General features: G+C 59.5%; 26 protein-coding genes and 1 pseudogene. 21 read left to right on the top strand and 6 right to left on the bottom strand.

All coding sequences use genetic code 11. The features are described from left to right. The first annotated feature begins 98 nt into the window (after positions 1-98). Positions 99-407 (top strand): hypothetical protein, encoded by a 309-nt coding sequence (locus NKH90_RS17525; protein ID WP_352682161.1) that lies wholly within the window; start codon positions 99-101, stop codon positions 405-407. Further along, positions 394-582, top strand: a complete 189-nt coding sequence (locus NKH90_RS17520; RefSeq protein WP_352508339.1) for a hypothetical protein — start codon at positions 394-396, stop codon at positions 580-582. The genes NKH90_RS17525 and NKH90_RS17520 overlap by 14 nt, the downstream gene beginning before the upstream one ends. Positions 583-897: 315 nt before the next feature. On the opposite strand, the gene NKH90_RS17515 is transcribed toward NKH90_RS17520, so the two are convergent. Then, complete coding sequence (locus NKH90_RS17515; RefSeq protein WP_352508340.1) at positions 898-1,215, bottom strand: KTSC domain-containing protein; 318 nt, start codon at positions 1,213-1,215, stop codon at positions 898-900. A gap of 172 nt (positions 1,216-1,387) precedes the next feature. Between NKH90_RS17515 and NKH90_RS17510 the strand changes: the two genes are divergently transcribed. From NKH90_RS17510 to NKH90_RS17420, 18 genes are all read left to right on the top strand, one after another. After that, a complete protein-coding gene (locus tag NKH90_RS17510; RefSeq protein WP_352508341.1) occupies positions 1,388-1,621 on the top strand; it encodes a hypothetical protein in 234 nt (77 codons plus the stop codon). Between the two features lie 970 nt (positions 1,622-2,591). Continuing rightward, the gene (locus tag NKH90_RS17500) at positions 2,592-4,619 is read left to right on the top strand and encodes a conjugal transfer protein TraG (RefSeq protein WP_352509271.1); all 2,028 of its coding nucleotides are present in this window, start codon (positions 2,592-2,594) and stop codon (positions 4,617-4,619) included. Between the two features lie 120 nt (positions 4,620-4,739). Next, positions 4,740-5,153 carry a CopG family transcriptional regulator gene (locus NKH90_RS17495; RefSeq protein ID WP_352509270.1) on the top strand — a complete coding sequence of 138 codons (414 nt, stop codon included), beginning with the start codon at positions 4,740-4,742 and terminating at the stop codon, positions 5,151-5,153. After that, on the top strand, positions 5,150-6,118 hold the full coding sequence (gene trbB, locus NKH90_RS17490; protein WP_352509269.1) for a P-type conjugative transfer ATPase TrbB: 969 nt from the start codon (positions 5,150-5,152) through the stop codon (positions 6,116-6,118). The genes NKH90_RS17495 and trbB overlap by 4 nt, the downstream gene beginning before the upstream one ends. Positions 6,119-6,129: 11 nt before the next feature. Then, positions 6,130-6,438 (top strand): TrbC/VirB2 family type IV secretion system protein, encoded by a 309-nt coding sequence (locus tag NKH90_RS17485; protein WP_352509267.1) that lies wholly within the window; start codon positions 6,130-6,132, stop codon positions 6,436-6,438. Then, positions 6,438-6,710, top strand: coding sequence for a VirB3 family type IV secretion system protein (locus tag NKH90_RS17480; RefSeq protein ID WP_023680309.1), 273 nt, complete (start codon positions 6,438-6,440; stop codon positions 6,708-6,710). The genes NKH90_RS17485 and NKH90_RS17480 overlap by 1 nt, the downstream gene beginning before the upstream one ends. Next, entirely contained in the window at positions 6,704-9,154 is a 2,451-nt protein-coding gene (gene trbE, locus NKH90_RS17475; protein WP_352820183.1) for a conjugal transfer protein TrbE, read from the top strand. The genes NKH90_RS17480 and trbE overlap by 7 nt, the downstream gene beginning before the upstream one ends. Next, positions 9,151-9,876 carry a P-type conjugative transfer protein TrbJ gene (gene trbJ, locus NKH90_RS17470; protein WP_352473678.1) on the top strand — a complete coding sequence of 242 codons (726 nt, stop codon included), beginning with the start codon at positions 9,151-9,153 and terminating at the stop codon, positions 9,874-9,876. Before trbE ends, trbJ begins: the two co-directional genes overlap by 4 nt. 36 nt (positions 9,877-9,912) lie before the next feature. Continuing rightward, complete coding sequence (gene trbL / locus NKH90_RS17465; protein WP_352820181.1) at positions 9,913-11,235, top strand: P-type conjugative transfer protein TrbL; 1,323 nt, start codon at positions 9,913-9,915, stop codon at positions 11,233-11,235. Beyond that, positions 11,236-11,967 carry a conjugal transfer protein TrbF gene (trbF, locus tag NKH90_RS17460; protein WP_352820179.1) on the top strand — a complete coding sequence of 244 codons (732 nt, stop codon included), beginning with the start codon at positions 11,236-11,238 and terminating at the stop codon, positions 11,965-11,967. Then, positions 11,957-12,985 (top strand): P-type conjugative transfer protein TrbG, encoded by a 1,029-nt coding sequence (gene trbG / locus NKH90_RS17455; RefSeq protein ID WP_352492292.1) that lies wholly within the window; start codon positions 11,957-11,959, stop codon positions 12,983-12,985. Before trbF ends, trbG begins: the two co-directional genes overlap by 11 nt. Before the next feature lie 10 nt (positions 12,986-12,995). Beyond that, positions 12,996-14,213 carry a TraB/TrbI/VirB10 family type IV secretion system protein gene (locus tag NKH90_RS17450; protein ID WP_352820209.1) on the top strand — a complete coding sequence of 406 codons (1,218 nt, stop codon included), beginning with the start codon at positions 12,996-12,998 and terminating at the stop codon, positions 14,211-14,213. An 11-nt stretch (positions 14,214-14,224) separates the two neighbouring features. Next, positions 14,225-14,497, top strand: coding sequence for a DUF2274 domain-containing protein (locus NKH90_RS17445; protein ID WP_352449738.1), 273 nt, complete (start codon positions 14,225-14,227; stop codon positions 14,495-14,497). 247 nt (positions 14,498-14,744) lie between these two features. Then, on the top strand, positions 14,745-15,263 hold the full coding sequence (locus tag NKH90_RS17440; RefSeq protein ID WP_352820176.1) for a hypothetical protein: 519 nt from the start codon (positions 14,745-14,747) through the stop codon (positions 15,261-15,263). 224 nt (positions 15,264-15,487) lie between these two features. Continuing rightward, the gene (locus tag NKH90_RS17435; protein ID WP_352492290.1) at positions 15,488-16,786 is read left to right on the top strand and encodes a DNA adenine methylase; all 1,299 of its coding nucleotides are present in this window, start codon (positions 15,488-15,490) and stop codon (positions 16,784-16,786) included. Beyond that, the gene (locus NKH90_RS17430) at positions 16,783-17,988 is read left to right on the top strand and encodes a metallophosphoesterase family protein (RefSeq protein ID WP_352820174.1); all 1,206 of its coding nucleotides are present in this window, start codon (positions 16,783-16,785) and stop codon (positions 17,986-17,988) included. The genes NKH90_RS17435 and NKH90_RS17430 overlap by 4 nt, the downstream gene beginning before the upstream one ends. Next, positions 17,985-19,871 (top strand): ORC-CDC6 family AAA ATPase, encoded by a 1,887-nt coding sequence (locus tag NKH90_RS17425; RefSeq protein WP_352820172.1) that lies wholly within the window; start codon positions 17,985-17,987, stop codon positions 19,869-19,871. The genes NKH90_RS17430 and NKH90_RS17425 overlap by 4 nt, the downstream gene beginning before the upstream one ends. Continuing rightward, the gene (locus NKH90_RS17420) at positions 19,871-20,821 is read left to right on the top strand and encodes a hypothetical protein (protein ID WP_352492287.1); all 951 of its coding nucleotides are present in this window, start codon (positions 19,871-19,873) and stop codon (positions 20,819-20,821) included. Before NKH90_RS17425 ends, NKH90_RS17420 begins: the two co-directional genes overlap by 1 nt. A 218-nt stretch (positions 20,822-21,039) precedes the next feature. Here NKH90_RS17420 and NKH90_RS17415 read toward each other — a convergent pair whose 3' ends face one another. The 3 genes from NKH90_RS17415 to NKH90_RS17405 are packed head-to-tail and all read right to left on the bottom strand — an operon-like array spanning position 21,040 to position 23,136. Continuing rightward, a complete protein-coding gene (locus NKH90_RS17415) occupies positions 21,040-22,038 on the bottom strand; it encodes an oxidoreductase (RefSeq protein ID WP_352820170.1) in 999 nt (332 codons plus the stop codon). Further along, entirely contained in the window at positions 22,007-22,360 is a 354-nt protein-coding gene (locus NKH90_RS17410) for a hypothetical protein (RefSeq protein WP_352492285.1), read from the bottom strand. The genes NKH90_RS17415 and NKH90_RS17410 overlap by 32 nt, the downstream gene beginning before the upstream one ends. Next, positions 22,360-23,136 carry a dCTP deaminase domain-containing protein gene (locus NKH90_RS17405; RefSeq protein WP_352492284.1) on the bottom strand — a complete coding sequence of 259 codons (777 nt, stop codon included), beginning with the start codon at positions 23,134-23,136 and terminating at the stop codon, positions 22,360-22,362. Before NKH90_RS17405 ends, NKH90_RS17410 begins: the two co-directional genes overlap by 1 nt. A gap of 127 nt (positions 23,137-23,263) precedes the next feature. Between NKH90_RS17405 and NKH90_RS17400 the strand changes: the two are divergent. After that, positions 23,264-23,424: pseudogene (locus NKH90_RS17400) on the top strand (NADP-dependent oxidoreductase); the annotation flags it as partial. A 215-nt stretch (positions 23,425-23,639) separates the two neighbouring features. Here NKH90_RS17400 and NKH90_RS17395 read toward each other — a convergent pair. Then, on the bottom strand, positions 23,640-24,842 hold the full coding sequence (locus NKH90_RS17395; protein ID WP_352492283.1) for a PAN domain-containing protein: 1,203 nt from the start codon (positions 24,840-24,842) through the stop codon (positions 23,640-23,642). Further along, on the bottom strand, positions 24,826-26,412 hold the full coding sequence (locus tag NKH90_RS17390; protein WP_352820168.1) for a hypothetical protein: 1,587 nt from the start codon (positions 26,410-26,412) through the stop codon (positions 24,826-24,828). The genes NKH90_RS17395 and NKH90_RS17390 overlap by 17 nt, the downstream gene beginning before the upstream one ends. Positions 26,413-26,424 lie beyond the last annotated feature (12 nt).

Genomic DNA, 26,424 nt, shown 5'->3' with positions numbered 1-26,424 from the left:
TTCAACTTTTGTAACTCTGGTCGTAGGTCAGCCTTACGATTGCGGGCGTATATTAGAAGCCTCTTGAAGAGGACACTGCCCGCACCAGAATCCATGGCATGGCTCGGGGAATAGGCATTGGTGACCAGGTGGCGATTACGGCCAGGGTTCGAAGGCGGATAACAATAACAGAGGACCGCGTAAGCGTCTCTATCCCAGGTTACGACTTCCCACATTCCATCATCGACCACACCAAGGTGAACCGAGGCCAGCAAATCGACCTGAAAGGCGAGGTCACGCGCATCGACGAGGACACCGTGACGATCGACCTCGGGCCGCTGGTCACGGTCGACCGTGACAAGGTCCGGCTAATGGAGAAATATCGGCCGCCAAAACGACGAAAGGCACTTGTCGATGCCCCGGATTAGAACCGACAACATCGCGACCGGCTATGAGGGCAGGCCGCATGACGGGCCGGTAGAGGACGAGTCGAAGCACTTGGTCTACTGCCCAGTCTGCGGCCAAACGTTCGACGCGCGCGATCTTGGACAGGTCTTTCATCACGCTGAGCCGCAGCACCAGCCGCTTCCGGTCGAGCAATAGTCCAGCTAATTGAGCTCCGGCGGCAGACCGTCATTGAGACCCTTCAGCGCGCCACCGACGTACGTTGGATGAGAAAAGGGTGCTGCGTGCACCGCGCCTTCCCCGCGCGCCGATGCTCCACCTGGACCGCAAAAAAGTCCCGCCGCACTGCCAGAACGGCGGGACCGATCAAACGCTTTGCACCAGGCGGGGGGATGCGGGGGGTGGGCTTGCCAAGTGAGCGCGGACCGTAACCAACCCTAAGCGCCACAGCGGCAACGCGTCCACCAACCGCCGGTTGGAGCGATAGGACGACTGAGCCGCCGGCAGGTCAGGTCATCCCGGGTCGCTATCGCTCGCAACCAGACGGTAGCGGAAATTGTTGCGGATGTGGTCGTTGAAATAGCGGCCCTTGGCGAACGCGGCCCGGAACGCGGCAAAGGTTTCCGGCGGTACCCCCTCAAACTCGTACCGTTTACGGCTGGCGACGAACCACACCGAGAGGGTTCTTCTATCCCGATCATATTCCATCTTGCGGATCGAAGTAGATGGCATGAGCACCACAGCCCCAGGGCCCGCGCCTTGCGGGGAGCGCGGGCCGATCGGGATACCGATCTGCAGCAATACCTGGAGGGGAGGAATGGCTGCGTGCACCGAACTTGCGCGGCGGTCCCGTGTTCCAACCAGGATACAAAAAAGCTAGCTGCACCTTTCGGCATCATGCGGACGTTGGATTTGTGAGAAAGCGGGAGCGTCAATACCAACTTCTGGCGATGGAATTTTCCCGTGAGATAGGCACGCTCCACGGCGAAAGGAGTGCCCCGCCATGACCGTCCTCGCCTACAACCTTGCCAATGACATCGAAGGATTGTGGAGGGTCGTCTTCGTGCCGGACGAACTGCATCTGTATGTGGAATTCAGCCAGCCAGACGCCGACACAAACCCGGCTGATTGGATGAGCGTTGATGATTTCCTTGCATGGCGGCCGAAAGGCGCACTCCACGAGCGAGCGCGCGACAGCTTGGTTTCGCTCATTTGCAAGGCGCTGACAGGGCGATGAGACAAGGGAAACCCGCACCGAGATCCAGTGCGAGCGCCGCGAGTGGGCCTAGGGCCCCACAAGCCAGTGCCACCCCGCCGCCGGCAAACCGCGGCGGGCGAGTGCCTCGGGGACACGATGGTAGATTGCTAATGCGTTCGCGCGTGTGGCCTTAAGTCGCAAACTATTGGCTTCAGAAGCAGGGCGTAGGGCTTCATTGATGGTGCTACCAACACCATATGGTGACCCATAGCCCTCCAAAACGAGAGAAGGTCGTCCCGACGGGTCGCACTGCGGCCGTCAGCTGGTAACTGCTACGAACTAGGAAACCATCATGCCTGAAAATATCAGACCAACTTCGAGAGATGTCCCCCTCATTCAGCTAGGCCTCTATCAGTGCCGCTTCCCGGTGAGCGAAGACGCTTCTGTACCCGGCGGTTATCGTTTTTGTGCTGGGCCAACTTCGCCGGATCGCGTCTACTGCGATCACCACCACCACATTGTGACCGCCGTGGACCCTCGTCGAGCCCGTTCGGGTCTTCACCTCGCTCAACGACGCGCCGCGTAAATCTGACTGGCGGCGGCCTCCCGGCCAGGCGCTATGCGCTCCAAGGCCGCCTTGGCTACGACCTTTCCGTCGGCTCGGTCTGGCCCATCCTCCCTGTCTTCGCCGATGTATCCCCCGTCGCCCGATTGAGAACGACGATTTCTCGCCGAGCCCTTCAGCTCGCTACTCGCACAAACGCGTCGGCTCCAAAGGTTTGTCTGTCAGCACATCTTCAATGTGCCCGCGCCTGAAGCCCCAACATCTTCTGCGACCTAACCGCGTACCTGGCACCGCCGATCGGTTGCTGCGGCGGATTTTCGCTGTTCGCAGCTGAATAATGCCTATCAACCTTGTCATCGCACCTAGTCGCACGTAGCGGCCGTTCGAATTCTCATCGCTCGGCGCGATGTTTGGTCCGTCTGGCCAGAAGAGCGGAGCAAGCCATTGACACCCACGAAGTTGCTGATTGGGCAGATCGCTGTCGTATTCGCAATTGTCATTCTTGGCGTGTGGACTGCAACCCAATGGTGCGCCCACATGCTCTCCTATCAGCCGTCACTCGGCGCACCATGGTTTGTGACAGTCGGCTGGCCGATCTACCAGCCGTGGAAGCTGTTCGAATGGTGGTTCCAATTTGACGCCTATGCGCCTGAGGTCTTTGACAAGGCTGGCATACTTGCCGGAGCCAGTGGGTTCCTGGGCTGTGCCGCCGCGATAGCTGGGTCCCTCTGGCGCGCACGGCAGCGGGGGTTGGTCACCACCTATGGGTCCTCACGATGGGCCATGAAGCTGGAAATCGAGAAGGCGGGGCTGTTTCAGCCGGCCGGCGTTTTCCTTGGCGGACTGAATTATCGCTATCTGCGCCATGACGGACCGGAACACGTCATGGCCTTTGCGCCGACACGTTCGGGCAAGGGCGTCGGACTCGTTGTTCCAACCCTTCTTTCCTGGACCGGCTCGGCCGTCATTCACGACATCAAAGGCGAGAACTGGCAGCTGACCTCTGGCTGGAGGTCGAAGTTCTCGCACTGTCTCTTGTTCAATCCGACCGATCCGAGATCGGCGCGGTACAACCCGCTGCTGGAAGTGCGCAAAGGTCCAGATGAGGTCCGCGACGTTCAGAACATCGCCGACATTCTCGTCGATCCGGAAGGCGCGCTGGAGCGGCGGAGCCATTGGGAGAAGACCAGTCATTCACTTCTAGTTGGCGCCATCTTGCACGTGCTCTACGCCGAAGAGGAAAAGACACTCGCCCGTGTCGCCACCTTCCTGTCGGACCCGCAACGCTCATTCGCTGCGACACTGCAGCGGATGATGACCACCAACCACCTCGGCACGGTGGACAAGCCCCAGGTCCATCCGGTCGTGGCCTCGGCGGCTCGTGAGGTGCTGAACAAGTCAGAGAACGAGCGCTCAGGCGTTCTCTCGACCGCCATGTCGTTTCTCGGGCTCTATCGTGATCCAACGGTGGCCGCGGCAACATCGGCCTGCGACTGGCGCATTGCCGACCTTGTGGATGCCGAGCGACCGATGTCGCTGTATCTGGTCGTGCCGCCGTCGGATATCTCCCGCACTAAGCCCCTGGTGCGATTGGTGCTCAATCAAATCGGCCGGCGGCTGACCGAGCGCCTGGAGGGCGATCCAAAGAAGAGCCGCAAGCATCAGCTCCTGATGATGCTGGATGAATTTCCGGCGCTCGGTCGGCTCGACTTCTTCGAGACTGCGCTCGCCTTCATGGCAGGCTACGGCATCCGCGCTTATCTGATAGCGCAATCGTTGAACCAAATCTCCAAGGCCTATGGCGAGAACAACGCCATTCTCGACAATTGCCATGTGCGGATTGCCTTTTCCTCAAATGACGAGCGCACGGCCAAACGCATCTCGGACGCGCTCGGTACCGCGACGGAACTCAGATCGATGCGTAACTATGCCGGCCATCGGTTGGCGCCCTGGTTGTCCCACGTCATGGTAAGCCGCCAAGAGACCGCTCGCCCCCTGCTGACGCCGGGTGAGGTGATGCAGTTGCCGCAGGCTGACGAACTAATCCTGGTTTCGGGATTGCCGCCGATTCGCGCCAAGAAGTTGCGTTATTACCAGGATCCGAATTTCACGGAGCGAGTGCTGCCTTCGCCGGTGCTGCGCGACGGTGCCTACGCGGATCGGCCCACGTCGCGCCCGGACGATTGGAGCGGACAGGTGCGCGGCGTGGATCGGCGTCTTGCTGGCGACGACGACAGTGCCGGCGCGGCAATCGAAGACGGAGGTGTCCAGCAGCAGCGCCATCCGGGCCTGCCCGAAGAACGGACCCTCGTCGCCCAGGAGCCTGATCATGGCGATCTGTTCACGCCCGCAGACGATGACTGCGAGACGCTCGCCGACAAGCGCGTCATGGATCGGATTTCCACCGCAGCACGTGCGTACGGCCTCAATGAGGGAATGGGCGACGACAAGGACATCGTGCCCGGCTTCTGAACGGCGCGCCATACGCGGGCGCATCTCAGCGTAGATAACGGCCGTAAGCGATTTCGAGGATCTCGACGATGCTCGTTCCCGTCGCCGGTGCATCAGCGCCGGTCAGAGGGAACAAGCAGCATGAAGCCCCACCGCATTCGTCACCAGTTTTTGCTTGGACCCGAGTTGAGCGAGAAGCTGGAGAACCTCAGCCGCAATCCATCGACCACCAAATCGGCCATTGTGGCGCACGCGGTCGAGGCCTTTATCGAGCGGCGTGGGGAGAATGAACTCGACCACCGCTACGGCAAGAGGCTCGACCGTCTTTCCCGTGACCTCGGACATGTCAGGCGCGATGTCGAGATGATCCTGGAGAGCCTGGCGCGCTTCATCCGCTTTTCGATCACGCTTCATGCTCACACGCCGGTGCCGGACAAGGCGACGCAAGCGATTGCCCAGGAGCGCTTCGAGAAGTTCGTCGAACAAGTCGGCCGCCAAATCGCTTCCGGGAAACGGTCACTTGGCACCGACGATCGCAGGGGAGGGGAAGGATGAGTTCTCATCCGGAAGCCGACCATCGCCGCCGCGCCATGCTGCGCACCGCCATGGGTCCGGCGATCACCGAAGCCCTTGCCGATGCGACCGTCATTGAGGTGATGGTCAATCCCGACGGTGCGCTGCGGCTCGACCGGTTGGGTGAAGGCCGGGTCGACACCGGCGTGCACATGCATCCTTCTGAGGCCGAACGCATCATCCGCCTGGTCGCCTCCCACGTGCGCGCCGAGGCGCATGCGGACAATCCGATTGTCAGCGCCGAATTGCCATCGGGCGAGCGCTTCGAGGGTCTGCTGCCGCCTGTCGTGCTGGGGCCATGCTTCGCCATCCGAAAGCCTGCGGCGAAACTCTACACGTTGGCCGACTATGTCGCCGACGGGGTCATGCTGCCGCTGCAGGCCGATGCGCTGAAGAAGGCGGTCCGCGAGCGGCGCAACATCCTGGTCGCCGGCGGCACGTCGTCGGGCAAGACAACACTTGCCAATGCGCTGCTGGCACAAGCCGCCGATTGCGACGAGCGGGTGATCCTGATCGAGGACACGCGCGAACTGCAATGCGCGGCGAAGGATTGCGTTGCCTTGAGGACGAGGCGGGGGTCGATCACGCTCGCCGATCTCGTGCGCTCGACCCTGCGGCTCAGACCCGACCGCATCATCGTGGGCGAAGTCAGGGGCGCGGAAGCCCTGGACATGCTGAAGGCATGGAACACCGGGCATCCCGGCGGCATCGCGACGGTTCACGCCAATTCGGCGCGCTCCGCTCTCTACCGTATCGAGCAGCTCGCCCAGGAAGCCGTCGTCACCGTTCCCCGCCGCCTCATCGCTGATGCGGTAGATCTGATCGTCTTCATCGCTGGGCGCGGATCCTCGCGCCGCATTGACGCGATCGCTGAGGTCACCGGTCTCGACAGCAGCGGTGATTACGCCGTCACCCCGCTCACGCTTCCGCAACTCCAGCAGTTTTGAAAGGTCACCTCATGCTCAAGAAGCTTCGCTTCCTTTCGTCCACCGGGCTCGCGTTTCTTCTCACCGTCCCGGCCCACGCAGCGGGCTCCGGCATGCCTTGGGAACAGCCGCTGCAGCAGATCCTTGAGTCGGTCCAGGGACCGGTCGCCAAGATCGTCGCGGTGATCATCATCATCACCACCGGCCTGACCCTTGCTTTCGGCGACACGGCAGGCGGTTTTCGCCGGCTGATCCAGATTGTCTTCGGCCTGTCGATCGCCTTCGCGGCATCGAGCTTCTTTCTCTCCTTCTTCTCCTTCGGCGGCGGGGCACTCGTCTGATGGCCACCGGAGAGCAGCATATCGAGGGTTTCGAAGTCCCCGTTCACAGGGCATTGACTGAGCCGATCCTGCTGGGCGGCGCGCCGCGAGCGGTGGCGATCCTCAACGGCACGGTGGCCGCGGCAATAGGCCTTGGCCTGCAGCAGTGGATCGCCGGACTGGCGCTCTGGATCGCCGGCCACACGCTCGCGGTCTTTGCCGCTCGCCGCGATCCGGACTTCGCCAGCGTGCTTGTCCGTCATCTTCGCCTGAAGGGGTGGCTTGCATGCTGAACCTTTCGGAGTATCGCGGCAAAGCCGATCGGCTGGCCGATCATCTGCCCTGGGCCGCTTTGGTCGCGCCCGGCATCGTGCTCAATAAAGACGGTAGCTTCCAGCGAACCTTCCGGTTCCGTGGCCCCGACCTTGAAAGCGCGACCGAAGCCGAATTGGTCGGCATCTGCGCACGAGCCAACAATGCGCTACGAAGGTTGGGCTCCGGATGGGGGTTGTTTTTCGAGGCCGAGCGCGTTGAAGCGCTGGGCTATCCGAGCTCGGCTTTTCCCGATGCTGCCTCATGGCTGGTCGATGAGGAACGGCGCGCGGCCTTCGAGGGCAAGGTCGCGCACTTCGAGAGTCGCTATCATCTGACCTTGGTCTTCATGCCGGCGCCAGATGGCCAGGCGCGGGCGGAAAGCGCACTGGTCGACTCGCATCACTCGGGAGGGGCTAGAGACTGGCGCCAGGAGCTGGCGTGGTTTCGCGACGAGACCGACCGCGTCCTGGATTTGCTGTCCGGCTTCATGCCGGAAGTGCGCGCCCTCGATGATGCCGAGACGCTAACCTATCTGCACGGCACAATCTCGACCTACCAACATCCGGTCGCCATGCCGGAAACGCCAATGTATCTCGACGGTGTTCTGGTTGACGCGCCGCTTACCGGCGGCCTGGAGTCGATGCTGGGTGAGCAGCATCTGTGCACCCTCACCATCCTTGGTTTCCCGAACGTCACCCGGCCAGGGATCCTCGACGCGCTCAACCATCAGGATTTCGCCTACCGCTGGATGACGCGCTTCATCCCGCTCGACAAGACGGAAGCCACAAAGACACTGACCCGGTTGCGCCGTCAGTGGTTTGCCAAGCGCAAATCGGTCGCAGCCATCCTGCGCGAGGTCGTGACCAACGAACCCGTCCCTCTCGTCGATAGTGACGCCGACAACAAGGCGCTCGATGCGGATGCCGCCCTTCAGGCATTGGGCGGCGATCACGTCGGCTTCGGCTATCTCACCACAACGGTGACGGTATGGGACCAGGACCGGCAGGCCGCCGCGGAAAAGCTCCGAGCGGTTGAGCGCATAGTCAATGGGCTCGGCTTCACCACGATCCGTGAAAGCATCAATGCGGTCGAGGCGTGGCTCGGCTCATTGCCCGGCCATGTCTATGCCAACGTTCGCCAGCCGCTCATTCATACATTGAACCTTGCCCATCTCATGCCGCTATCGTCGGTTTGGGCCGGTCCGGCGACAAACGAGCATCTCGCGAAAGTCACCCGGATCGAAGCACCGTCGCTTCTTGTTGCCGAGACCAGCGGGTCCACCCCGTTTCGGCTTTCCACCCATGTCGACGATGTCGGTCACATGCTGATCGTTGGTCCGACCGGTGCCGGCAAGTCGGTTCTGCTCGCGCTAGTCGCTCTGCAGTTTCGACGCTATGCCGGGGCGCAGGTCTATGTCTTCGACAAGGGCAATTCGGCTCGTGCGGCAACACTGGCCATGGGCGGAGAACACCACGCGCTGGGCGCGGATGGTGCGCTTGCCTTCCAGCCACTGAGCAATATCGGCGACCAGACTACTCGCAGCTGGGCGGCGGAATGGATAGCCGGCCTCGTTGCCCATGAGAATGTCAGCGTTACGCCGGAGGTAAAGGAGGCGATCTGGTCGGCACTCATCAGCCTTGCGACTGCGCCGGTGCAGGAACGCACGCTGACGGGCCTGTCGGTTCTGCTTCAGTCCAATGGGCTCAAGGCCGCGTTGATGCCCTACACGCTCGACGGTCCCTTCGGCCGGCTGCTCGATGCCGATGAAGATCGGCTGGCTTTGTCGGATGTGCAGTGTTTCGAGACCGAAGAGCTGATGCACAGCCAAGGCGCTGTGCTCCCGGTGCTCACCTATCTGTTCCATCGTCTCGAGGAGCGGTTCGACGGACGGCCGACGCTGCTGATGCTCGACGAGGCGTGGGTCTATCTCGACAACCCTCTCTTTGCCGCCCGCATCCGCGAATGGCTGAAGGTGCTGCGAAAGAAGAACGTCTCCGTGATTTTCGCCACGCAGTCACTTGCAGACATCGCTGCCTCGTCGATCGCGCCGGCAATCATCGAGAGCTGCCCACAGCGCATTTTTCTTCCCAATGACCGTGCCGTGGAACCGCAGGTGCGGGCAGCCTATGAGTGCTTCGGCCTGAACGAGCGGCAAATCGAATTGGTCGCCCGTGCCACACCGAAGCGCCAGTATTATCTGCAGTCACGCCGCGGCAACCGCCTCTTCGAGCTCGGGCTCGGCCCGATCGCTCTTGCGCTCTGCGGCGCCTCTGATCCGGCCACGCAAGCTTTGATCGACAGCGTCCTGTCAGAGCACGGGCAGGACAGCTTTGCCTCCCGGTTCCTGAGTGCGCGCGGCCTCGATTGGGCTGCCGAGCTTCTCCAGCAATTCCCTCAACCAGACAAGGAGCAATCGTCATGATGCGGCGCCGCCTTCTCACCAGCCTGATCACCGTTTCCCTGATCGCAAAACCAATGGCCGACTACGTTCAGCCGGCCCACGCCCTGATCGTGTTCGATCCGTCGAATTATGCGCAGAACGTGCTGACAGCGGCACGTTCCCTGGAGCAGATAAACAACCAGATCCAGTCGCTTCAGAACCAGGCGACGATGCTGCAGAACATGGCGCGGCACCTTCAGCGCCTGGATTTTTCTTCGGTGGGCCAGCTCACAGGTTCGCTCCAACGGATCGACGGCCTGATGACCCAGGCCAGCGGCCTGAGCTTCGATCTCGACAAGCTTCAGAACCAGTGGCGTGTGCAATATCCGGAAAGCTACGACGCCACAATCGAGGTCAACGATGTGGCGAGCGCCGCGCGCGAGCGCTGGCAAAACGCCATGCAGGCGTTCCGCCAAACCATGAGCGCGCAGTCGCAGATCGTGGAGAACGTGCGGGCCGACGGCGACCTGCTTACCGATCTCGTCAACCGCAGTCAGGGCGCGGCAGGTGCCCTTGAGGCAAGCCAGGCCACCAATCAGCTGATCGCGCTTTCGACCAAGCAGCAGATGCAGATCCAGACGCTGCTCGCGACCCAGTTCCGGGCTGAAGCCGAAGATGCTGCCCGCAAGGCGCAGTCTGAGGAAGCCGCCCGCGAGACGACGAAGCGTTTCCTGGGCACCGGTACGGCCTATCCCGGCAACTGATCAGCAGTTCTTCAAGACAACGAGGAAGGCGGCGACATGAATGACCTCGGCGTCATTGATCGCTTCATGGAGACTTTTACCCGCTATATTGATAGCGGGTTCGGTCTGCTTTCGGGCGACGTCGCCTTTCTCACCACCATCCTGATCGGCATCGACATCACGCTGGCAGGCCTGGTCTGGGCGTTCGGCGGCGAGCCCAATGTTCTTGGCCGGCTTGTCCGAAAAGTGCTCTATGTCGGCGCCTTCGCCTTCATCCTGAACAATTTTAAGAACCTCGCCGACATCATCTACCATTCCTTTGCCGGGCTCGGCATCAACGCATCGGCCGGCAATCTGTCCGCCGACAGTCTCCTGCGGCCAGGCCGCATTGCCGCGGCCGGCTTCGAGGGCGCCTGGCCGCTGCTCAATCAAGCGAGCCAGCTAGTCGGCTTCCCCGAGATCTTTGGCAACGCGCTGACCATCTTCGTGCTGCTTCTCGCCTGGTTTCTGGTCCTCATCGCCTTCTTCATTCTTTCAATTCAGCTCTTCATCACTATCCTGGAGTTCAAACTCACCACATTGGCCGGTTTTGTTCTGGTGCCTTTCGCGCTCTGGAACCGCTCGGCGTTTCTGGCCGAGCGCGTGCTCGGGAATGTGATCTCGTCGGGCATTAAGGTGATGGTGCTTGCTGTCATCGTCGGCATCGGCTCCACGCTCTTCGGCGAGTTCGCTTCCGCGCTGCAAGGCAAGGAGCCGGACTTGGCCGCGGCCATGTCACAGGTACTGGGCGCGTTGGCGCTGCTTGGGTTCGGCATTTTCGGGCCGGGAATTGCCTCGGGTCTTGTCTCGGGCGCGCCGCAGCTTGGCGCGGGAGCCGCACTCGGAACCACCGCGGCGGCTGCCGGATCAACGCTCGTTGCCGGAGGTGCGGCGCTTGCCGGCGCGCGCATGGCAACCGGCGGCGGTCTCGCCGCCGTTCGAGCCGGCACGGCCATGGGATCGGCTGCTTCCACAGCTTGGCAGATGGGGCGTGCAACATCGCCCGAGTCCGGCCTCGCCGGCGTAGCTGCTGGACTGCAGGGCGTTGCCGGCGCAGCTGGCGGCGCCGCGATGCGGGGAATGCGATCTGCAACAGAACCATTCCGGCGCAGCGCCGATGCCGGCCGCGATGCAGCCTGGACCGCGACGGCCGGCACGCCGACCGCATCAACGACCGGAAACCCTGCCGCGTCAGGTGCCAATGCCGCGCCGGCGTGGGCGAGGCGCTTGCGTTCCCAACAGACCGCGCGCGCCCATCGCCACGCCGCCACGCAGGCCGTCCGCGATGGCGATCGGGGTGGAAGCGGGGCCAACCCCTCTCTCAACGATAAGGAAGACTAGATGCTCTTCAAGCGACCTGTTCAGCGTTACGGGAAGACGCCCCACCCCGTCACACCATACCAGAAGGCCGCCCAACTTTGGGACGAGCGCATCGGCACTGCGCGCGTGCAGGCAAGGAACTGGCGCCTGATGGCCTTTGGCTGCCTCGCTCTGGCCATCGGGCTCTCTGGTGGACTCTTGTGGCAGTCGATGCAGGGCCGCGTCGTGCCTTATGTTGTCGAGGTCGACCGCTTCGGTGAAACACGGGCTGTCGCGCCGGCAATCCAAACCTACGAGCCCGACGATGCCCAGATTGCCTGGCATCTCGGCCATTTCATCCAGAATGTCCGCTCCGTCTCCACCGATGCGGTGCTGGTGCGGCAGAATTGGCTCTCGGCCTACGACTTCGCCACCGACCGTGCAGCCCTCTTTCTCAATGAGTACGCTAAGGCCAATGACCCGTTCGGCAAGATCGGCACGCGCAGCGTCTCGGTGCAGGTGACGAGCGTGGTTCGAGCGTCCGACAACTCCTTTCAAGTCAAATGGACCGAGCAGGTCTTTGAGCGCGGCAGCCTCGCCAGCACAACGCGTTGGACCGGGATCCTCACCATTGTGATCCGGCCGCCGAACAATACCGATCAGCTGCGCAAAAACCCGCTCGGCGTCTTCATCAATGCCATCGACTGGTCGCGCGAGCTGGACAGCGCCGCGCCGACAACCGTTACTCCGAAGGAGCCCGCCAATGACAAATAGAGCCCCATCGCTCCGCACCGTCCTGATCCTGTCGGCGTCGACCGCGGTACTTTCGGCCTGTGCCTCGAAGCCGGTGCCGCCACCGCAGATTTCCTATGACCATGCTGACTTCAAGCCGGCCGCGATTGAGAAGGCGCCGGAGAAGCCCGTCAAGGTCGTGGAAGTGCCGAAACCGCTGCCGCTGCCCGGCCAGTTGCAGCCCGAGCCGGGCAAGGCTGCTGAAGACAAGCGCTCGCCTGAAGAACGTGTCGCCGATGCCAACAAGGCGGCGACGCAGCAACCCACCAAATATGGCTATGTGAATGCGGTGCAGGTTTACCCTTTTACAGAAGGCGCGCTCTACCAGCTCTATGCCGCACCGGAGCGCGTCAGCGATATCGCTCTGCAGTCAGGCGAGAAACTCCAATCCGTGTCGGCCGGCGATACAGTGCGCTGGGTAATTGGCGACACCGTCAGTGGCTCCGGCGATGACCAGCGCACCCATGTGCTGGTGAAGCCCTTCGCGCCAGGACTTGCCACCAATCTGGTGATCACCACGGACCGGCGAAGCTATCACCTGCAGCTTCAAAGCACGGATAAGACCGCCATGGCGGCCATCTCCTGGACTTACAGCGAGGACCAGATCATCGCGCTACGCCGGCGCAATGCGCAGGCCGACGCCGCTATGCCAGTGGCGTCGAATGTGGCTCTCGAAAATATTCGCTTCCGCTATTCGATTACCGGCGACATGCCGCCCTGGAGGCCGACGCGCGCGTTCGATGATGGCAGCAAGGTCTACATCGAGTTCCCGCGCCGCATCGATCAGGGCGAGGCCCCGCCACTCTTCATCGTCGGTGCTGACGGGGACAACCAGCTCGTCAACTACCGCATACGGGGCAACTATTACATCGTCGATCGCCTCTTCGCCGCGGCCGAACTGCGCCTCGGCGCCAAGCAGCAGCAGGTGGTGCGCATCACGAGGACCGACGGCAGGCAAGCGCCGCGGCGGATATTGCTCTTTTCGCGTTCCAGCAGGTGAGGGACGGCCCATGACGGATACTTCCCGCTCCGATGCTCCACCGAAACTCGATCCAGAACAGCTGCAACTGCGGGCCTCGCCTCGCCGCGCTGTGCGCTTCAAGCGCGGCATTATTGTCGCCATTGCTGCTGTTGGTTCCGGGACCGTTCTAGGCGTCACCATGATGGCGCTGCAGGGACCGGCGCTGCGCATCAAAGAGCAGGCTGAAGAGCTTTACAACACTGAGCGGAAGCCAACCGCGGAGGCAATTGAAAGGCTGCCTAAGGACTATTCCGGGATCAGGCCCAAGCCTCCGGTGCTTGGACCACCGCTGCCCGGCGACCTCGGCCGCCCCATCCTTGAGCACCAACGCCAGCTGGGCATCGCGCCGGGCCAGGAGGTTTCGGCGGAGGAGCAGCGCCTTGCACAGCAGGCGATCGAGGCGCGCGAATCGCAAGTCTTCTTCCGGATCGAAAATCGACCCCGGCAAGCAGATGCCGCCGGCAACGGGCAGGGCGGGCGTCCACCCTTTGAGGCAACGGCTCCACAATCCGATGCCGCACGCGATTCAGCTTCCGTTGCACCGGCCGAGGGCGACCAAAACAATCAACAGCGCAAGCTCGATTTTGTCAGCCAGCGGAACACAAGTGGAATCTACAATCTGCATGCACTGCAGACGCCGGCTTCGCCCTATCAGCTGATGGCCGGCAGCGTCATCGCAGCGAGCCTGATCACTGGCATCAATTCCGACTTGCCCGGCCTCGTCGTCGCACAGGTCACCGAGAATGTGCACGACACAGTCACCGGCAGCACCTTGCTCATTCCGCAAGGCTCTCGCCTGATTGGCACCTATGACAGCGTTGTTGCCTTTGGACAAAGGCGCGCGCTGCTGGTCTGGCAACGGATACTGCTGCCCGACGGCTCTTCGATCGAAATCGACAATCTGCCGGCGACGGACACCGCCGGCTATGCCGGGCTTGAGGACAAGGTGGATTTCCACACCTGGCAGCTGATGAAAGGCGTTGCGCTGGCCACGTTGCTAGGGGTCGGCACGGAGCTGAGCCTCGGGGAAGAGGAAAGCGACCTGGTCAAAGCAATCCGCGAATCCGCTCAGCAGAACGTCAGTCAAGCTGGCCAGCGCATCACCGAGAAGAACCTCAATCTCCAACCCACCATCACTGTCCGGCCCGGTTGGCCACTGCGCGTCATCGTGCACAAGGATCTTGTGCTGCGGCCGTACCCGAATTGACTGGAGTCATCATGACCAATCTGAAACTCGGCAAACTTCCGGATCGGACACCTTCGAAGATCACCATAAGCGTAAGTGCAGACCTGAACCAAGCACTGCAGGACTATGCGGCGCTTTATCGTCAGACCTATGGCGAGTCCGAATCGGTAGCGGAACTGATCCCGTTCATGCTGGCGGAGTTCCTGGAGAGCGATCGAGCGTTTGCCAAGGCCAGAAAGGAAGGGCTCCCTGTCGTCGACAAGTCAGAGAAATCGCGGCGGCAGCCAATTTCAGGGTCCGAATAATTCACAGCGACCAGTGAGTCCGAGGGGCACCTTTCCAGGCGGGCAAATGCATTGAAGCAATTTGTCGGCGGCAAGCCGAAACATAGGGCACAATAGACGAGCTGACTGCCCCGAACCAATGCCGGCTCTGCGCCCAATTCGAGACATTCACCGATCATCTTGAACGGGCTAAAAGCGGACACCCAGTTTAGTCTGGGAGTGGCAGCCAAAGCTATTATGGCAAGCCATAAAGACAAGGAGACGCTATTTGGCCACCTACGGACGCAATAATTTCGAGCTGAATTCGTCGATTGCCATTCGAGACGTCTACCGCCTGTTTCTGGTGTTCAGTGGCGACGAGCAACTTTTCGAACTCGCACCGAAGCCAGATGACCCGCTTCGGCTGATGCGGGACGCTCACTTCGCTGACGAGATTACCCACCTACTTGTAGGCACTGCGGTCGCCAATCGCATTCACCTAGAACATATGAGTCGCTTGCGCGCTGACCCTGCAGAGCATCAGCACCAGCCGATTATCCTAAAGTGTGGGACACTTCACCCGGACATCCTCAATAGCGATCAAGAGATCCCTCTTACGTTCGACCAGGCCTGCAACAAAATCATCCATGCCATCCACATTGTTCCAGATTGCAGCAACCCAGCCGAGAATCCATTGAGCAGTGAGGTCAAGCTTCGCGGGCATTTGGGAAAAGCGGCGTGGTCTGCCTACCTCAATATTCCGCAATACGTTCGAGCATCGATCTTGAATTTCCGCGATCACACGTGACGTATGTATGGCCGCAGAGAAAGGACCGAGACGCGCCCATTGCACGCCGTTTCAGCGGTTCATCCGTCGGCCTGAAAGCGGACATTTGTACACGGCCATGACGATGACTCCTCTAGCATGTCAGGGGTAAAATCCCTAAAGTCTGCCCGCGGGGAATAGGCTTGGGGTGTATGCCATAGGGCGGCGTCGACCTAAGGCCAGGGGCAAGGCCGAGTAACGCGATCGTGGCAGACTTCACCTACATGGGCTCGAAAAAGCTCTTGGCGCCCCAAATCGCCGATCTCGTTGCGGACATGGCCAACGGCCCATTCCTCGACCTGTTTTCGGGCATCGCCGCCGTTGGCTCACAAGTTGGCACCCAGCGCTCGATCTGGTCCAATGACGTGCAGAGCTTCTCGACGCTTCTTACCGGTCAGAAGTTTCGGGCCGCCCGACCGTTCAGAACGGCGCATAGCATCATTGAACGCGCAGAAATGCCGTTTGCTGTCAATCGTACCGGGCTTGAAGCAACATTCGGCGAGGCGCTTGCTAATGAGGAGCGAGCACTCTCAACCAACGACGCGGAAGGCGCACGCGAGCTCATTGCGACCATGTCGCAAATTGACGAGAAAATCAGCACGCTGCGCCGCCAGAAGGTCCATTGCCTCTTTACCGGCTTGCACGGGGCGACCTATCTCGGGATACGCCAGGCAATCGACCTCGATTCGATCCGCTACGCTGCCGACCATCTGATAGACGCAGGCAAGGTGACCGCCGAGGAGCATCGCTGGATGGTGTTGGCGTTGTGTCAGACGATTTCAACGGTCAGCAATTCCACAGGCCATTTTGCCCAATACTTGTATCCGAGTTATGCCAACATTCGACGCGTGGTCCGCAAGCGGAGACTGAACTGCTGGTCGATATGGTCGACCGCGCTTCGCGAAAGCGGTCCGCTTGGCTACGTTGCTTGGCGGCGTAGCAACCGCGTTTTCAAGTCGGACGCCACCACGCTGCTCAAGAAATTATCGAGGAATGTGCGGCAGCCCGCGGTTATATACGCGGACCCGCCTTATACCAGCGATCAATATTCTCGGTACTACCATGTGCTCGAGAATGCCGTCCTATACGACTACCCGAAGGTTTCAAGCAAAGGTCAGTATCGACCCGACCGGTTCACCTCCGGCTTCTCGCTCAAGGCCGGCGTTGACGGCTCCTTCAAGGAGCTAGTTTCCGCTGCCGCCAAGCTCCCATCTGTCTTTATACTCAGCTACCCGACTAATGGCCTGCTGAAGGACTCGACCGAGCGCGTGCTCGAATTGCTATTGGAAAAGTTTGCGCACGTCGACCAGCCACTTGTCATCCCGCATCTCCATTCAACGATGGGCGGATCAAAAGGTGCGCAGAAGCAAGCAGTCGATGAGAATATTTTTGTCGCCTATCAGGACCCTCTCGCGCGCTGGCACGGCAAAGATGGCGACGGAGCACTTGCCTCGCGACGAACTGGGCCAGCCCCAATCGCCGAGGTGGAGGATATCGCTGCGTGACAACACGTACCCTTAAGATTGCCGTAGTGAGCGATCTCCACGTGTTCAACGGCTCGTCCGAAGATTCCAAAAGCCCGTCGACGATCGGCACAGCCGATGCTCAGGATGCGCCCGAGCGCCATCCGCTACGCGGCCTTGCCGATATCATCCAACGTGACAAGCTGAGCGCAGACCTGCTGATCTGTCCGGGAGACTTGTCGGACAAAGCTGATCCAGCCGCGCTGATATTTGCCTGGAACAAACTCAATGAGCTGAAGTATCAGCTAGGAGCCAAGCATCTCCTAGCCACGGCAGGAAATCATGACACCGATTCTCGCAACCAGCACGACGATCATGACCCTAAGGGCAATCTTCAATCGCTGGATCCAATGTTTCCGGGCGTTGACGAAGCCCTCTGCGACCGCTTCTGGTCACGCAATTTCGTAATCGTCGAGCTTGAGGATGTGCGAATCTTACTGCTCAACTCATCCGCGTTCCATGGCTATGGATCGGATGCCAAGCCCGAATTTCGTCACGGCCGGATTAGCTCGAAGACGATTTCTGCGCTTCGCATGGCGCTCACCATCGGCGAGAAGCGGATCAACATCCTGGTCTGTCATCATCACCCCGTTACGCATAATCCGGTCAATGAAGAGGATTATAGCGAGATGGTTGGAGGCGATCGACTGATTGATCTACTCGATTCAGGTGAGTATGGGTCATGGCTATTGATCCATGGCCACAAGCATTATCCTCGCCTCGCTTATGCCTCTGGCGGAGCATCATCGCCGATTATTTTCTCGGCCGGATCGCTGAGCGCATTTCTGTACCAAAAGATTGCCAGCCGCGCGCGAAATCAGTTCTACATCATTGAGATCCCAATAGATGATCTCGATGCGTTGGAGCTGGATTTGGCCGGAACAGTAACCGCATGGGACTGGATCAATATGTCCGGCTGGCAACCCGCGGGCGTCGGCTCAGGCCTGCCGCATCAAGTCGGTTTTGGCTGGCGGGAATCCGCCCGTACGATCGCGACGACGATTGCGAAACATCTGGAAGATAAAACAGACGTTATCACCGGCGAGGAGTTGCTTATCGTTATGCCCAGATTGCGCTTCCTGCGCCCGGAGGAACTTGAAGCCGTTGTGCGGCGATTACGCTCATCACATGGGATTGTAGCTCAACTCAAGGATGGCATGATCTCCGAGGTGGGGCGATCATGAATACACTCATGTCAGCGCCGAGCGTCTTTGAATCCTTCAATGCTCGCAACCTTGATCCTACCCAGGTTGCGCAACGCTTCATCCCGCCCCGCCAATTCGACGAACTGATACTCAGAAATCATAGTATCGTGGTCGGACCGCGCGGCAGTGGAAAAACCACGCTGCTAAAGATGCTGCAGCTGCCGGCGCTCGCGTCCTGGAAGCATCAGGACGCCGACCGCTTTAGAATGAAGATTGACTTCACCGGGGTGTTTGTTGCGGCGGACATCAGCTGGGGTGCGCAACTGACGGCCCTCGGTGAAGCAAGGCTGTCCGATAATCTACGCACGTTGCTCGGCTTCTCGGCCTTCACGACTCATATGTTATCAGCGCTGGTACGCGCGATGAAAGAAGCGATGAGTTCCGCGATTGCCGAGATCCCTTCGCTTGCCCGCCTTTATGTTAATCTGAATCGCGAGACTATCGCTGCGCTAGTTCGGTCGCTCGCCAGGGAATGGGAGATCACACCCGAACTGCCAACATTATTCGCGTTGCAGACCGCTCTCCAGGGCCGACTGTCGAGAATCGCCCAGATTGCCAACCAGCTGGCTTTGGCCAGCGCGCGCGAGCTTGACCCCAATGCGGCCGAGACACGGTTTCTCTATCTTGACGCCCTGTCGGCGGTGTCCTTCGGAATTGAACAGTTCAATACCTATGCCGACCAGCCATATCGCAAATGGGCTTTGCTATTCGACGAGCTCGAAATCGCACCCCAGGCAATCCGTCAGGCGCTGCTCAAGGCCTTGCGCAGCACGAACTCGAACCTGCTTTTTAAGCTGTCGCTCAGCCCCTACCATCAGGATGCCGGGCTGCTTAACACTGCGATCTCAGCGATGCCGGCGCAAGATTATCAGCCCATCGAACTTTGGTATGCACGCAAGGAGCAAGGGTTCCAGTTCTCACGCGCCCTCGTCGAAGCTATGATTGCGGACGCTGGCTGTACCGGTGTCGCTCCGGAAGACATCTTTGGTACCGCCTCGATCGCGATGCGCGAAGAAGCTTCAGGCGCGCAGTCATCGGACTACCGCCCAGGAACCGATCTGCACAAACGATACAAACGACTGGCCATCAAGGATCCGAGCTTTGCTACATATATCAGCGAGAACCGGGTCGATCTCGACCGGATGCACGAGCTGCCCTCGGCTGAACGAGCAAGCATAATTCGCAAGGTCACTTCAATCGTTATGGTGCGCGAAGCCTATCGCTCAGAGCCGCAGGCGATCGGCGGTGGGCAACGGCTCGGCCGCAGCCGCAAGAACGCCAACATCTATTACGGCGTCGATGCACTGCTCGCGGTCGTCGAGGGCAATCCTCGCTGGTTGATTGGCCTCATGGGCCCAATGATCAGGCGGTTCAAGGATGACCGACAACGCGTGCCGCGTGCCGTCCAGGCAACTGCGATATCGACTGCTGCTAACCGGTTTCGCGCGCTCCTACGCACCATCCCCTATGTACCCGACGGTACGAGCCCGTTCCGCCACAAGCAGATGGCATCCCGTGGGTTGCTAACGTTGCTGGATGCTCTCGGCACGCGCTTTCGCCGTCACATCATTATCGACTACTTCTCACCTGATCCGGTGCTGTCGTTCACGGTCGACGCAAATATCTCCGATGGTCTTCTTCTCGCGCTGGGCCGGGCGTTGAACGCCGGTGCGATCATCCTGGTGCCCGATTCCGCCGCAGAGGCCATTGCTAGCTCCATTCGCGGAAAGCGCTTCCGTCTCTCCTACATGCTCGCAACGAACTACGACCTACCCTTGCTGCTTGGGCGCGAGGGCTCACTTCAACGTCTGCTTGCCGACGATCGCGAGAGCTCCGTTCCGCTGTTCGGAGGAGAGCTGTAATGCTCGGCATAGAAATTATCGGCGACGGATCGTTGGGTGACCGGTTCGATTTGTTTATCGGAACACTCGGCTATGAGACTAGGTCCAGCCACCTCGCTCGACACGACCTGATAAATGCGAAACGGAAGATCGCGCTGGCATTTCCCGAGGAGGATTACGCCGCATATTTGAGCAACCGTGACTTTCTTAACAGCACACACTTCGAGATTTTGCCGAAGGACTCCGGTACGCTCCCACAACTGTTAGCCACGGCTATAGAAAACCACCCTGCCGACGCGGAACGGGACTTCTCTATTCTCGTCGATATCTCATCTATGTCACGCCCCATGCTTGCTGATATAGTATTTGAGCTGAGCAAGGTCGAACGCGCGCTCAGTGTAACTGTGACATTTGTCTACCTCCCCGCAGAATTCGTCAAGGAGAACGCCGAGCACGCACCGGTTGCGGTGACGGAGCCTGTCACGTCCGATTATGCAGGTTGGACCGCAACTCCTGAGCGCCCGATCACGGCCCTGGTTGGCTTGGGTTACGAACATGACCTCGCACTTGGCACCATCGAGTACCTCGAGCCTACCAACGTCTGGGTTTTCGTTCCGAGGGGAGAGGATCGGCGGTATGACGACGCCGTAAATCAGGCAAATCGTAATCTCAAGGAAATGCTCAGGGACGAGCGCGTGATGAACTACCAGGTGGACGCGCCGGCGCGAGTCCACGCCATACTTGAAAACCTTGTGTTCGGCCTACTCCAATCCTCCCGGCCGGTTCTCGTTCCCTTTGGCCCGAAGATTTTCTGCCTATGTTGTTTGCTTATTGCCCGGACCTACGAGCCAGAGATTACGGTGTGGCGCGTGAGTGGTGAAACATTCGCCAAACCCGGTGATCGGAAAGCTAGCGGCAAGATCGTCACATTGCAGACCCGTTTCGCACTTCACCCCCCAATTACGCAATGAATGTTGCGGTACCGATGTATTACCATTCTTAACGTCTGCTTTTGCGCGCATGCTGCTAAGGAAGCCAGACCAGACCCTATAACCGTATCCGGCCCCGACCCTGCCGATCATCAACGCGCCGCCTCTCCGCCATGCAGGGCATCGGGGGGCTTCCCCGGAAGCTGCCCCTCGATTAAAGACGCGGCGCCGCGCCCAGGCACCCCGATCATTGCTGCCTTTCAGCCGCCGGGCTCGCTCCACCGTGGGCATGTCACGTGTTCTCCCCCACGCGAGTAGTAATGACACTTCCCGTGGTTGCGGCACCCATTCTCCGGCTCAACAAGAAAGCGGGGATTGGCGATGAGGTCGCGACAGAGCCCAATATGCGCATTCTGTGGCAACTCTGAAGCCCTTTGAGCGATACGGCCCGAGACTATGAAGCGCCGCGTCGGATGGCGCTGAGCGACATCAACGCTATCTCGAAAGCGCGTGATCGTGATCTCAGCTCGGGCCGGATAGATGAGCCTCTTGTCGACATTGTAGAATCCAGAGGAGAGGTCGATGAAATCGAACGGCAGGGCTGCGATGCGGTCTTGCAACGCTATGGCACCGGACGCGTCGAATTGGATATCGCCGGTCCGCATCGATATCCGGATTGAGCTCTCGACGCCCTGTGCGCGCAGCCACTCAGCCAATCTTTCTAGCCTGTCTTCGACGTGGCTCGCGTCGGGATTGATCCGCTCGTCTACGAGAAGGTTAAGCAAGTAACCGTGGGCCGCATGGACCTGAACGTGACTGAAGCCATGCTCAATGGCGATGGCCGCTGCGGCTCCGAAGGAGTCGAGGACGCGGTCACCCCCATGACGTCCAAGCGAGCGGACGAGCTCTCTCGCGCGCCCTATAACCTGGGCGGTATCAGTCGATCGAAACTTCCGGGCGCCTTCGTACCCCTCCCATGCTGTTGCGAGCTGAATACCCGGGAGCGATCCACGCTCGCGTATCGCGCCGGCTAAGTGCGCCCACATCGGGTTTGATCCAATGGATGGCGTTGAACGATTGCTCCCGTGACCTCCGGGAACGACCACGTTGCCAACAATGGCGCAGTGAAGATCAGCTGAGCTTCGCTGGCTGTAGAAATCGATGTACCGCGCGTCCGGTTCCCCGTCAGTCACGAAGCCTGTGTTCACCCCCAGCAAGAAGACGAGCTTATCGCTCCAGCTTGCGGTAGCGGTCGTCATTTACGTCCATCTTAGAAAGAATGTCCCGCTCCAGATCGCCGCCGAGGATGGTCGAGAGACGAAAAAGATAAATTGCGGCATCAGCTAGCTCCTCGCGCAGGTGCGGTGTAGCCTCCCCGAGGCTTGGACCTGTGTACTTTGGATTGTTCAGACCGAGACCTACTTTCTTGAGCTCGTTCGCGAACTCCCCTATCTCGCCGATAAGGCCGACGAGGTCGCGAACGAGTTGATCGTGCCGTTCAGCGTCGGAGCCGAAGAGAACCGGGAATCCTCGCCGCTCGTCAGCGCCGATCTGCCGGGCAACGATCGCAGAAAAATCCATCACCTATTCCTTCCGAGCAGATTGATCGTCAGTGATCCTAAGCTGATTATCGACGCGGCCACGAGGCTTGCAATGACGCCTATCATGCCATCGACAAGCCATTTTTCCATCACGAAGATCGCGAATGAGTTGATGATGATGGCGAGAACCAGTCCGATGTTCGTCCAGAGCTGTGTCGTTTCCATGCGGCGTAGCACGGTTCGTGTTGCTGCGGGAAGTAGGGCGAGGCTCTCCTGCTTTTCGGACAACACACGTCGATCATCTGCGACCTCGCTGTGAGTCTTCTGAAGGTGCGTCTTGATAGGCCAGATGCCAAGCTGAAAACCGTGCTGCCCCTCGTAGAGCCTCGTGGCCGGACTCGAAAGCCTAGTGAAATCTGCCTTGGCGATGGGCTCGCCCTGGGGCAGCTCGACATACTTGTCGCTAATGTTTTGGGTCACGATTCCAAGGTTCCCTTTGAAGCCCGGATCGGCGTAGGTCGCAACCGGACTCAGGCCGATGCTGAAGAGGGATCCCTTGCTGACTACGCGGACTAGGATATGCGCGGGGGTGTCGAGTTCCTCCGCGGTGATCAGGACGACCCGATGCCCGGGCTTTATTAACGCGTTTTCGCCCGGCTTCAGCTGAAAGCGCGTGCCATTTTCAGTAAGGTCATAGTACACGCTTCCAAGCCGGAGCTCGTAGCAGGCGCCATCCAGCATGTCCGGGTCCGGATTCCGGATCAACCTTCCGGCATCAAGTTCAGTCATTATCTCGTTATCGCTGAGCGTCGTCATGTTGCCCTCCATTGATGGTAGGGACATTGCATCGTCTGGACTGCGATTGGAACTCTTCGAGACCATGTTGCGGCGGGTCTCCGCTATGTCGGCTGCGCTCGACGAGTCATCACAGGTGATAACGGTCGACCGTCAGAAGGCGCTCGACTTCGGCGCAAACGAATTGGTCGACCTCAACAACGATGCCTTGGAAGATCTCGGCACAGTCGATCTGGTGTTCGATGTCATCGGGGATGACATCAGAAGCGTTCCCCAGCTCTGGTCCGATCCGGAGGAACGTTGGTGACCATCGCGCTTCATCCTTTCGGATCAGGCCAATGTGGTCATTCTGGTCTGCCAGGAGGGTTTTATCATCGGCGCGAACGGCAGTTTCTCGCGATCTGACACCAGCACCGGACAGTCTGCCGCTAACCCAAAGGTTATCGTGGAATTTTGCTAGCCACTTTCTTTGACAAGTGGCTTGGCTTCAATCGCTCCTTGAGGATAGGTGCTTTGCTTCAACTTTAGTTGGCGACGCTCTTGATGCCAGATGCGACCGCTGCGTTATCAGCGGATTGGGTTATGCTGTTGAAAAGGACACACGCACTTTCTTTTTTGCGGAAATTGAACCCTAAGCAGGATTTGTCGTTTGCACATTGCAGTATGCAGTCGGGATATCGGAGCGGAGAGGTCCAATAGGCATTGCCAGAAATTTCCGTTTTTGTGGCGAACACCAAATTCGAGTAGCGCAAATTGCTCTCTACCACTTTCTTTGCGGCCATGATCGACTCTTCGCTTTTGACCAGTAGCGATGCGTCCCCTTTCATGAAACAAGCTCGAAATTTTGTGTTATAAGTAATCGCTAGACACCTGAAGTCGGTATCGCAGGCGGTTTGACACTGCTCAGAACTCACGTTCCTAATTGGCATATCCGGCAGGTCGTTTCCGATCGCGTCCCACCCGGACACAACAACAAATCCAATATCTGGATCGACCTCTGTCGCAGGAGTTTCTGCGGGGACAGTTGCGGCCTGCTCTCGTGACGGGTCAGGAATGATGTCTGAAGACGCAAATGTGCGACCATCCAGCCACGCGCATCTTGTTGCAAGATCGACGGCGGATGAATCATTAAGGCCGACCAACTGAAGCGTCTGAGCAGCAGCGCCAGGCCCGGCTGGTGGCGCTGTCGGGGCAGAACGAGCTGCCAATGATACATTTACGTCTACGCCGTTCACACTCCGCCGAGAGTAACACCACGCTCGGTCCCAGTTTTCGTCGTTCTCATCCTTGAAGTGGTGACCTGTGATTAACTCCCAAGTGGTGCCTTGGAACTCGACGTTCTTGGTGGCGAACTTGTTGAAGTCGACGGTCACCACGTCAGGCTTGGTAGGGACGTCAGCCTGGGGCGCCTGCTCCTGAGTTGGCTTTGGAGTTGGAACAGGAATAGGCGGCTCGTCTTTTGGGGAGGTGAGATCGCTTGGCTGCTCTATGGTCGGCAAAGCCGCCGGCTCCGGCAAGGTTTTGTCCCATAGACCAAGATTGATGCCTAGCCCAATCCCGACCGCCGCCACTGCAATGGCTCCGCCAGTCGCCATTCGGCGAAAGGCGGTCGCTCGGGCTGTCTTCTCTTGGGCCGCGGCTTGAGCCTGCAAGGTTGGAATCGCTGACCTTTTGACGGCGAGATCGACGGCTTGCTCAAGCAGGGTGGTGTTATGCCGGACGAGCACTTTTGCGACCCTTCATTGATACCGTCACGAGGTCTGAAACCTCAGGCGGCAAATCCTGGTCGAGGGCCTTGCGAAGGACTTCGGGATCATCGGTGAAGAGCGGAACATAGAGGATCTCTTTGACCACCTTTTCCACAGGCACCTCAACCCGCTTCTCAACCTCTTTCTCGACCATAACTTCGACTGGTACCTTAATCGTCCGAATTCGGCGCCAACGCCAACTCAGAAGCATTCTGCGGAGCAGCCTGGAAGTCTTGCTCTCTGAATTGTCCTCTTCTCGGGCGGCAATGCGCTGGAGCGCCAGAGCGACCATTGCCGTAATTGGTCCCGCGAGCGCGGCGATGAGCGCGAGCGAGCCGAACCAAATCACAGAGATTATTCCGGCCTGTGCCTCAGTCACCAGTTCAGGTTTGCTGCCGTACCACCGTGAGGCAATACGGCGGACCTGATCTGTCCGCGCCATTGGGATCCGCTCCTTGGCAAAGGCGCTGAGGGCTTTGGCAATCTGGTCCTGTCTGACCTGGTTTTGCGCCGAGGTGTTTGCCTTGTTGGCTTCTGCCGCTTGGGCATCTGCGAGCCGTTTGCCCGCTTCATCCAATCGACGCTGCCAAGCCGCGGCATCACTATCGCGCGTTTGCTCCAGAGACGAACGCCTATCGACAAGCTTCTGCCTCTGGTCAGTAGTCATAGGAGGGCTATTTGCCCGCAAACGATCGAAATTTTCGCGCAGCGCAGCAATCTCTTGATCGAGCGGCTCAATCCGAGTGTCGAACTTGGTGATAATTTTCGTGCGGGGGTTGGCAAGTTTAGCCACTTCCGATTCTAGCCTGCGTGCCGAGTCGCTGTCGCCTGAATCGCGCGCCATCTTGATACGTTCAACAAAGCTGTCGCGTTGGCGCTCAAACTGATCGACAGCGTCTTTAACTTCGCGATCACGCTGTTGAATCAGCGCCGATCGAACAGCATTTTTCTCATCCACTTGATCGCGAACACGCGAGGCCTCTGGAGTAAGGGCTGTCGTTCCCTCCAATTCCGCATTGGCCTCGGCAATTTGCGACTGAGAGGTCGCACGCGATTTTTCTGCAAGAGAAGTCAGCTGCTCAATTTCGGAACGGGCTTGATCGACCTGATCGGCTCTTCGACCAAGTTCGTCAGCAGAGGCGAGCTTTGTCGCTTCCTGCTCAAGGGCATCAATCTTGTTTACGAGTTCCTCATAACGCAGCTGACGCAATGCGCCTGCCCTCTCCATCCCCATAAAGACAGTTTCGAAAGTGATGCCTGCAAGAACCAGGAGGAAGACCAAGATTATGGGCTTCCAGAGCCAAGACGCGCTGAAAAGCAGTGTAGCTATCGGTATCTTGGTGAGCTCCGCGATTGCCACCATGAGAAAGGGTGCACTGGCGAGCGTCAAATCCATTGCAGTGACAGACTCGCTTGCAGAAAACGCTTGTACGCCTAATGCTACACCTGTCGTAAGACCAATCGCTGCGGCCGCAATCTCTAGGGCCCAGGCACCACGGTAGGTCCACTGGCCATAGCTTGCCAGCTTTTGACTCATCACAGTCTGCATTTTACTCGCCCC

Source organism: Mesorhizobium sp. M0898 (assembly GCF_040319695.1).
Classification (GTDB): domain Bacteria; phylum Pseudomonadota; class Alphaproteobacteria; order Rhizobiales; family Rhizobiaceae; genus Mesorhizobium.
The sequence above is the reverse complement of the archived record's forward strand: the minus strand, read 5'-3'. Positions and strand labels throughout refer to the sequence as shown.

What these genes read in the sequence shown, in the direction of transcription:
- NKH90_RS17525 (WP_352682161.1), top strand. Translation starts at nt 99, where the DNA reads ATGGCTCGGGGAATAGGCATTGGTGACCAGGTGGCGATTACGGCCAGG.
- NKH90_RS17520 (WP_352508339.1), top strand. Translation starts at nt 394, where the DNA reads ATGCCCCGGATTAGAACCGACAACATCGCGACCGGCTATGAGGGCAGG.
- NKH90_RS17510 (WP_352508341.1), top strand. Translation starts at nt 1,388, where the DNA reads ATGACCGTCCTCGCCTACAACCTTGCCAATGACATCGAAGGATTGTGG.
- NKH90_RS17495 (WP_352509270.1), top strand. Translation starts at nt 4,740, where the DNA reads ATGAAGCCCCACCGCATTCGTCACCAGTTTTTGCTTGGACCCGAGTTG.
- trbB (WP_352509269.1), top strand. Translation starts at nt 5,150, where the DNA reads ATGAGTTCTCATCCGGAAGCCGACCATCGCCGCCGCGCCATGCTGCGC.
- NKH90_RS17485 (WP_352509267.1), top strand. Translation starts at nt 6,130, where the DNA reads ATGCTCAAGAAGCTTCGCTTCCTTTCGTCCACCGGGCTCGCGTTTCTT.
- NKH90_RS17480 (WP_023680309.1), top strand. Translation starts at nt 6,438, where the DNA reads ATGGCCACCGGAGAGCAGCATATCGAGGGTTTCGAAGTCCCCGTTCAC.
- trbE (WP_352820183.1), top strand. Translation starts at nt 6,704, where the DNA reads ATGCTGAACCTTTCGGAGTATCGCGGCAAAGCCGATCGGCTGGCCGAT.
- trbJ (WP_352473678.1), top strand. Translation starts at nt 9,151, where the DNA reads ATGATGCGGCGCCGCCTTCTCACCAGCCTGATCACCGTTTCCCTGATC.
- trbL (WP_352820181.1), top strand. Translation starts at nt 9,913, where the DNA reads ATGAATGACCTCGGCGTCATTGATCGCTTCATGGAGACTTTTACCCGC.
- trbF (WP_352820179.1), top strand. Translation starts at nt 11,236, where the DNA reads ATGCTCTTCAAGCGACCTGTTCAGCGTTACGGGAAGACGCCCCACCCC.
- trbG (WP_352492292.1), top strand. Translation starts at nt 11,957, where the DNA reads ATGACAAATAGAGCCCCATCGCTCCGCACCGTCCTGATCCTGTCGGCG.
- NKH90_RS17450 (WP_352820209.1), top strand. Translation starts at nt 12,996, where the DNA reads ATGACGGATACTTCCCGCTCCGATGCTCCACCGAAACTCGATCCAGAA.
- NKH90_RS17445 (WP_352449738.1), top strand. Translation starts at nt 14,225, where the DNA reads ATGACCAATCTGAAACTCGGCAAACTTCCGGATCGGACACCTTCGAAG.
- NKH90_RS17425 (WP_352820172.1), top strand. Translation starts at nt 17,985, where the DNA reads ATGAATACACTCATGTCAGCGCCGAGCGTCTTTGAATCCTTCAATGCT.
- NKH90_RS17420 (WP_352492287.1), top strand. Translation starts at nt 19,871, where the DNA reads ATGCTCGGCATAGAAATTATCGGCGACGGATCGTTGGGTGACCGGTTC.
- NKH90_RS17415 (WP_352820170.1), bottom strand. Translation starts at nt 22,038, where the DNA reads ATGACGACCGCTACCGCAAGCTGGAGCGATAAGCTCGTCTTCTTGCTG.
- NKH90_RS17410 (WP_352492285.1), bottom strand. Translation starts at nt 22,360, where the DNA reads ATGGATTTTTCTGCGATCGTTGCCCGGCAGATCGGCGCTGACGAGCGG.
- NKH90_RS17405 (WP_352492284.1), bottom strand. Translation starts at nt 23,136, where the DNA reads ATGACGACGCTCAGCGATAACGAGATAATGACTGAACTTGATGCCGGA.
- NKH90_RS17390 (WP_352820168.1), bottom strand. Translation starts at nt 26,412, where the DNA reads ATGCAGACTGTGATGAGTCAAAAGCTGGCAAGCTATGGCCAGTGGACC.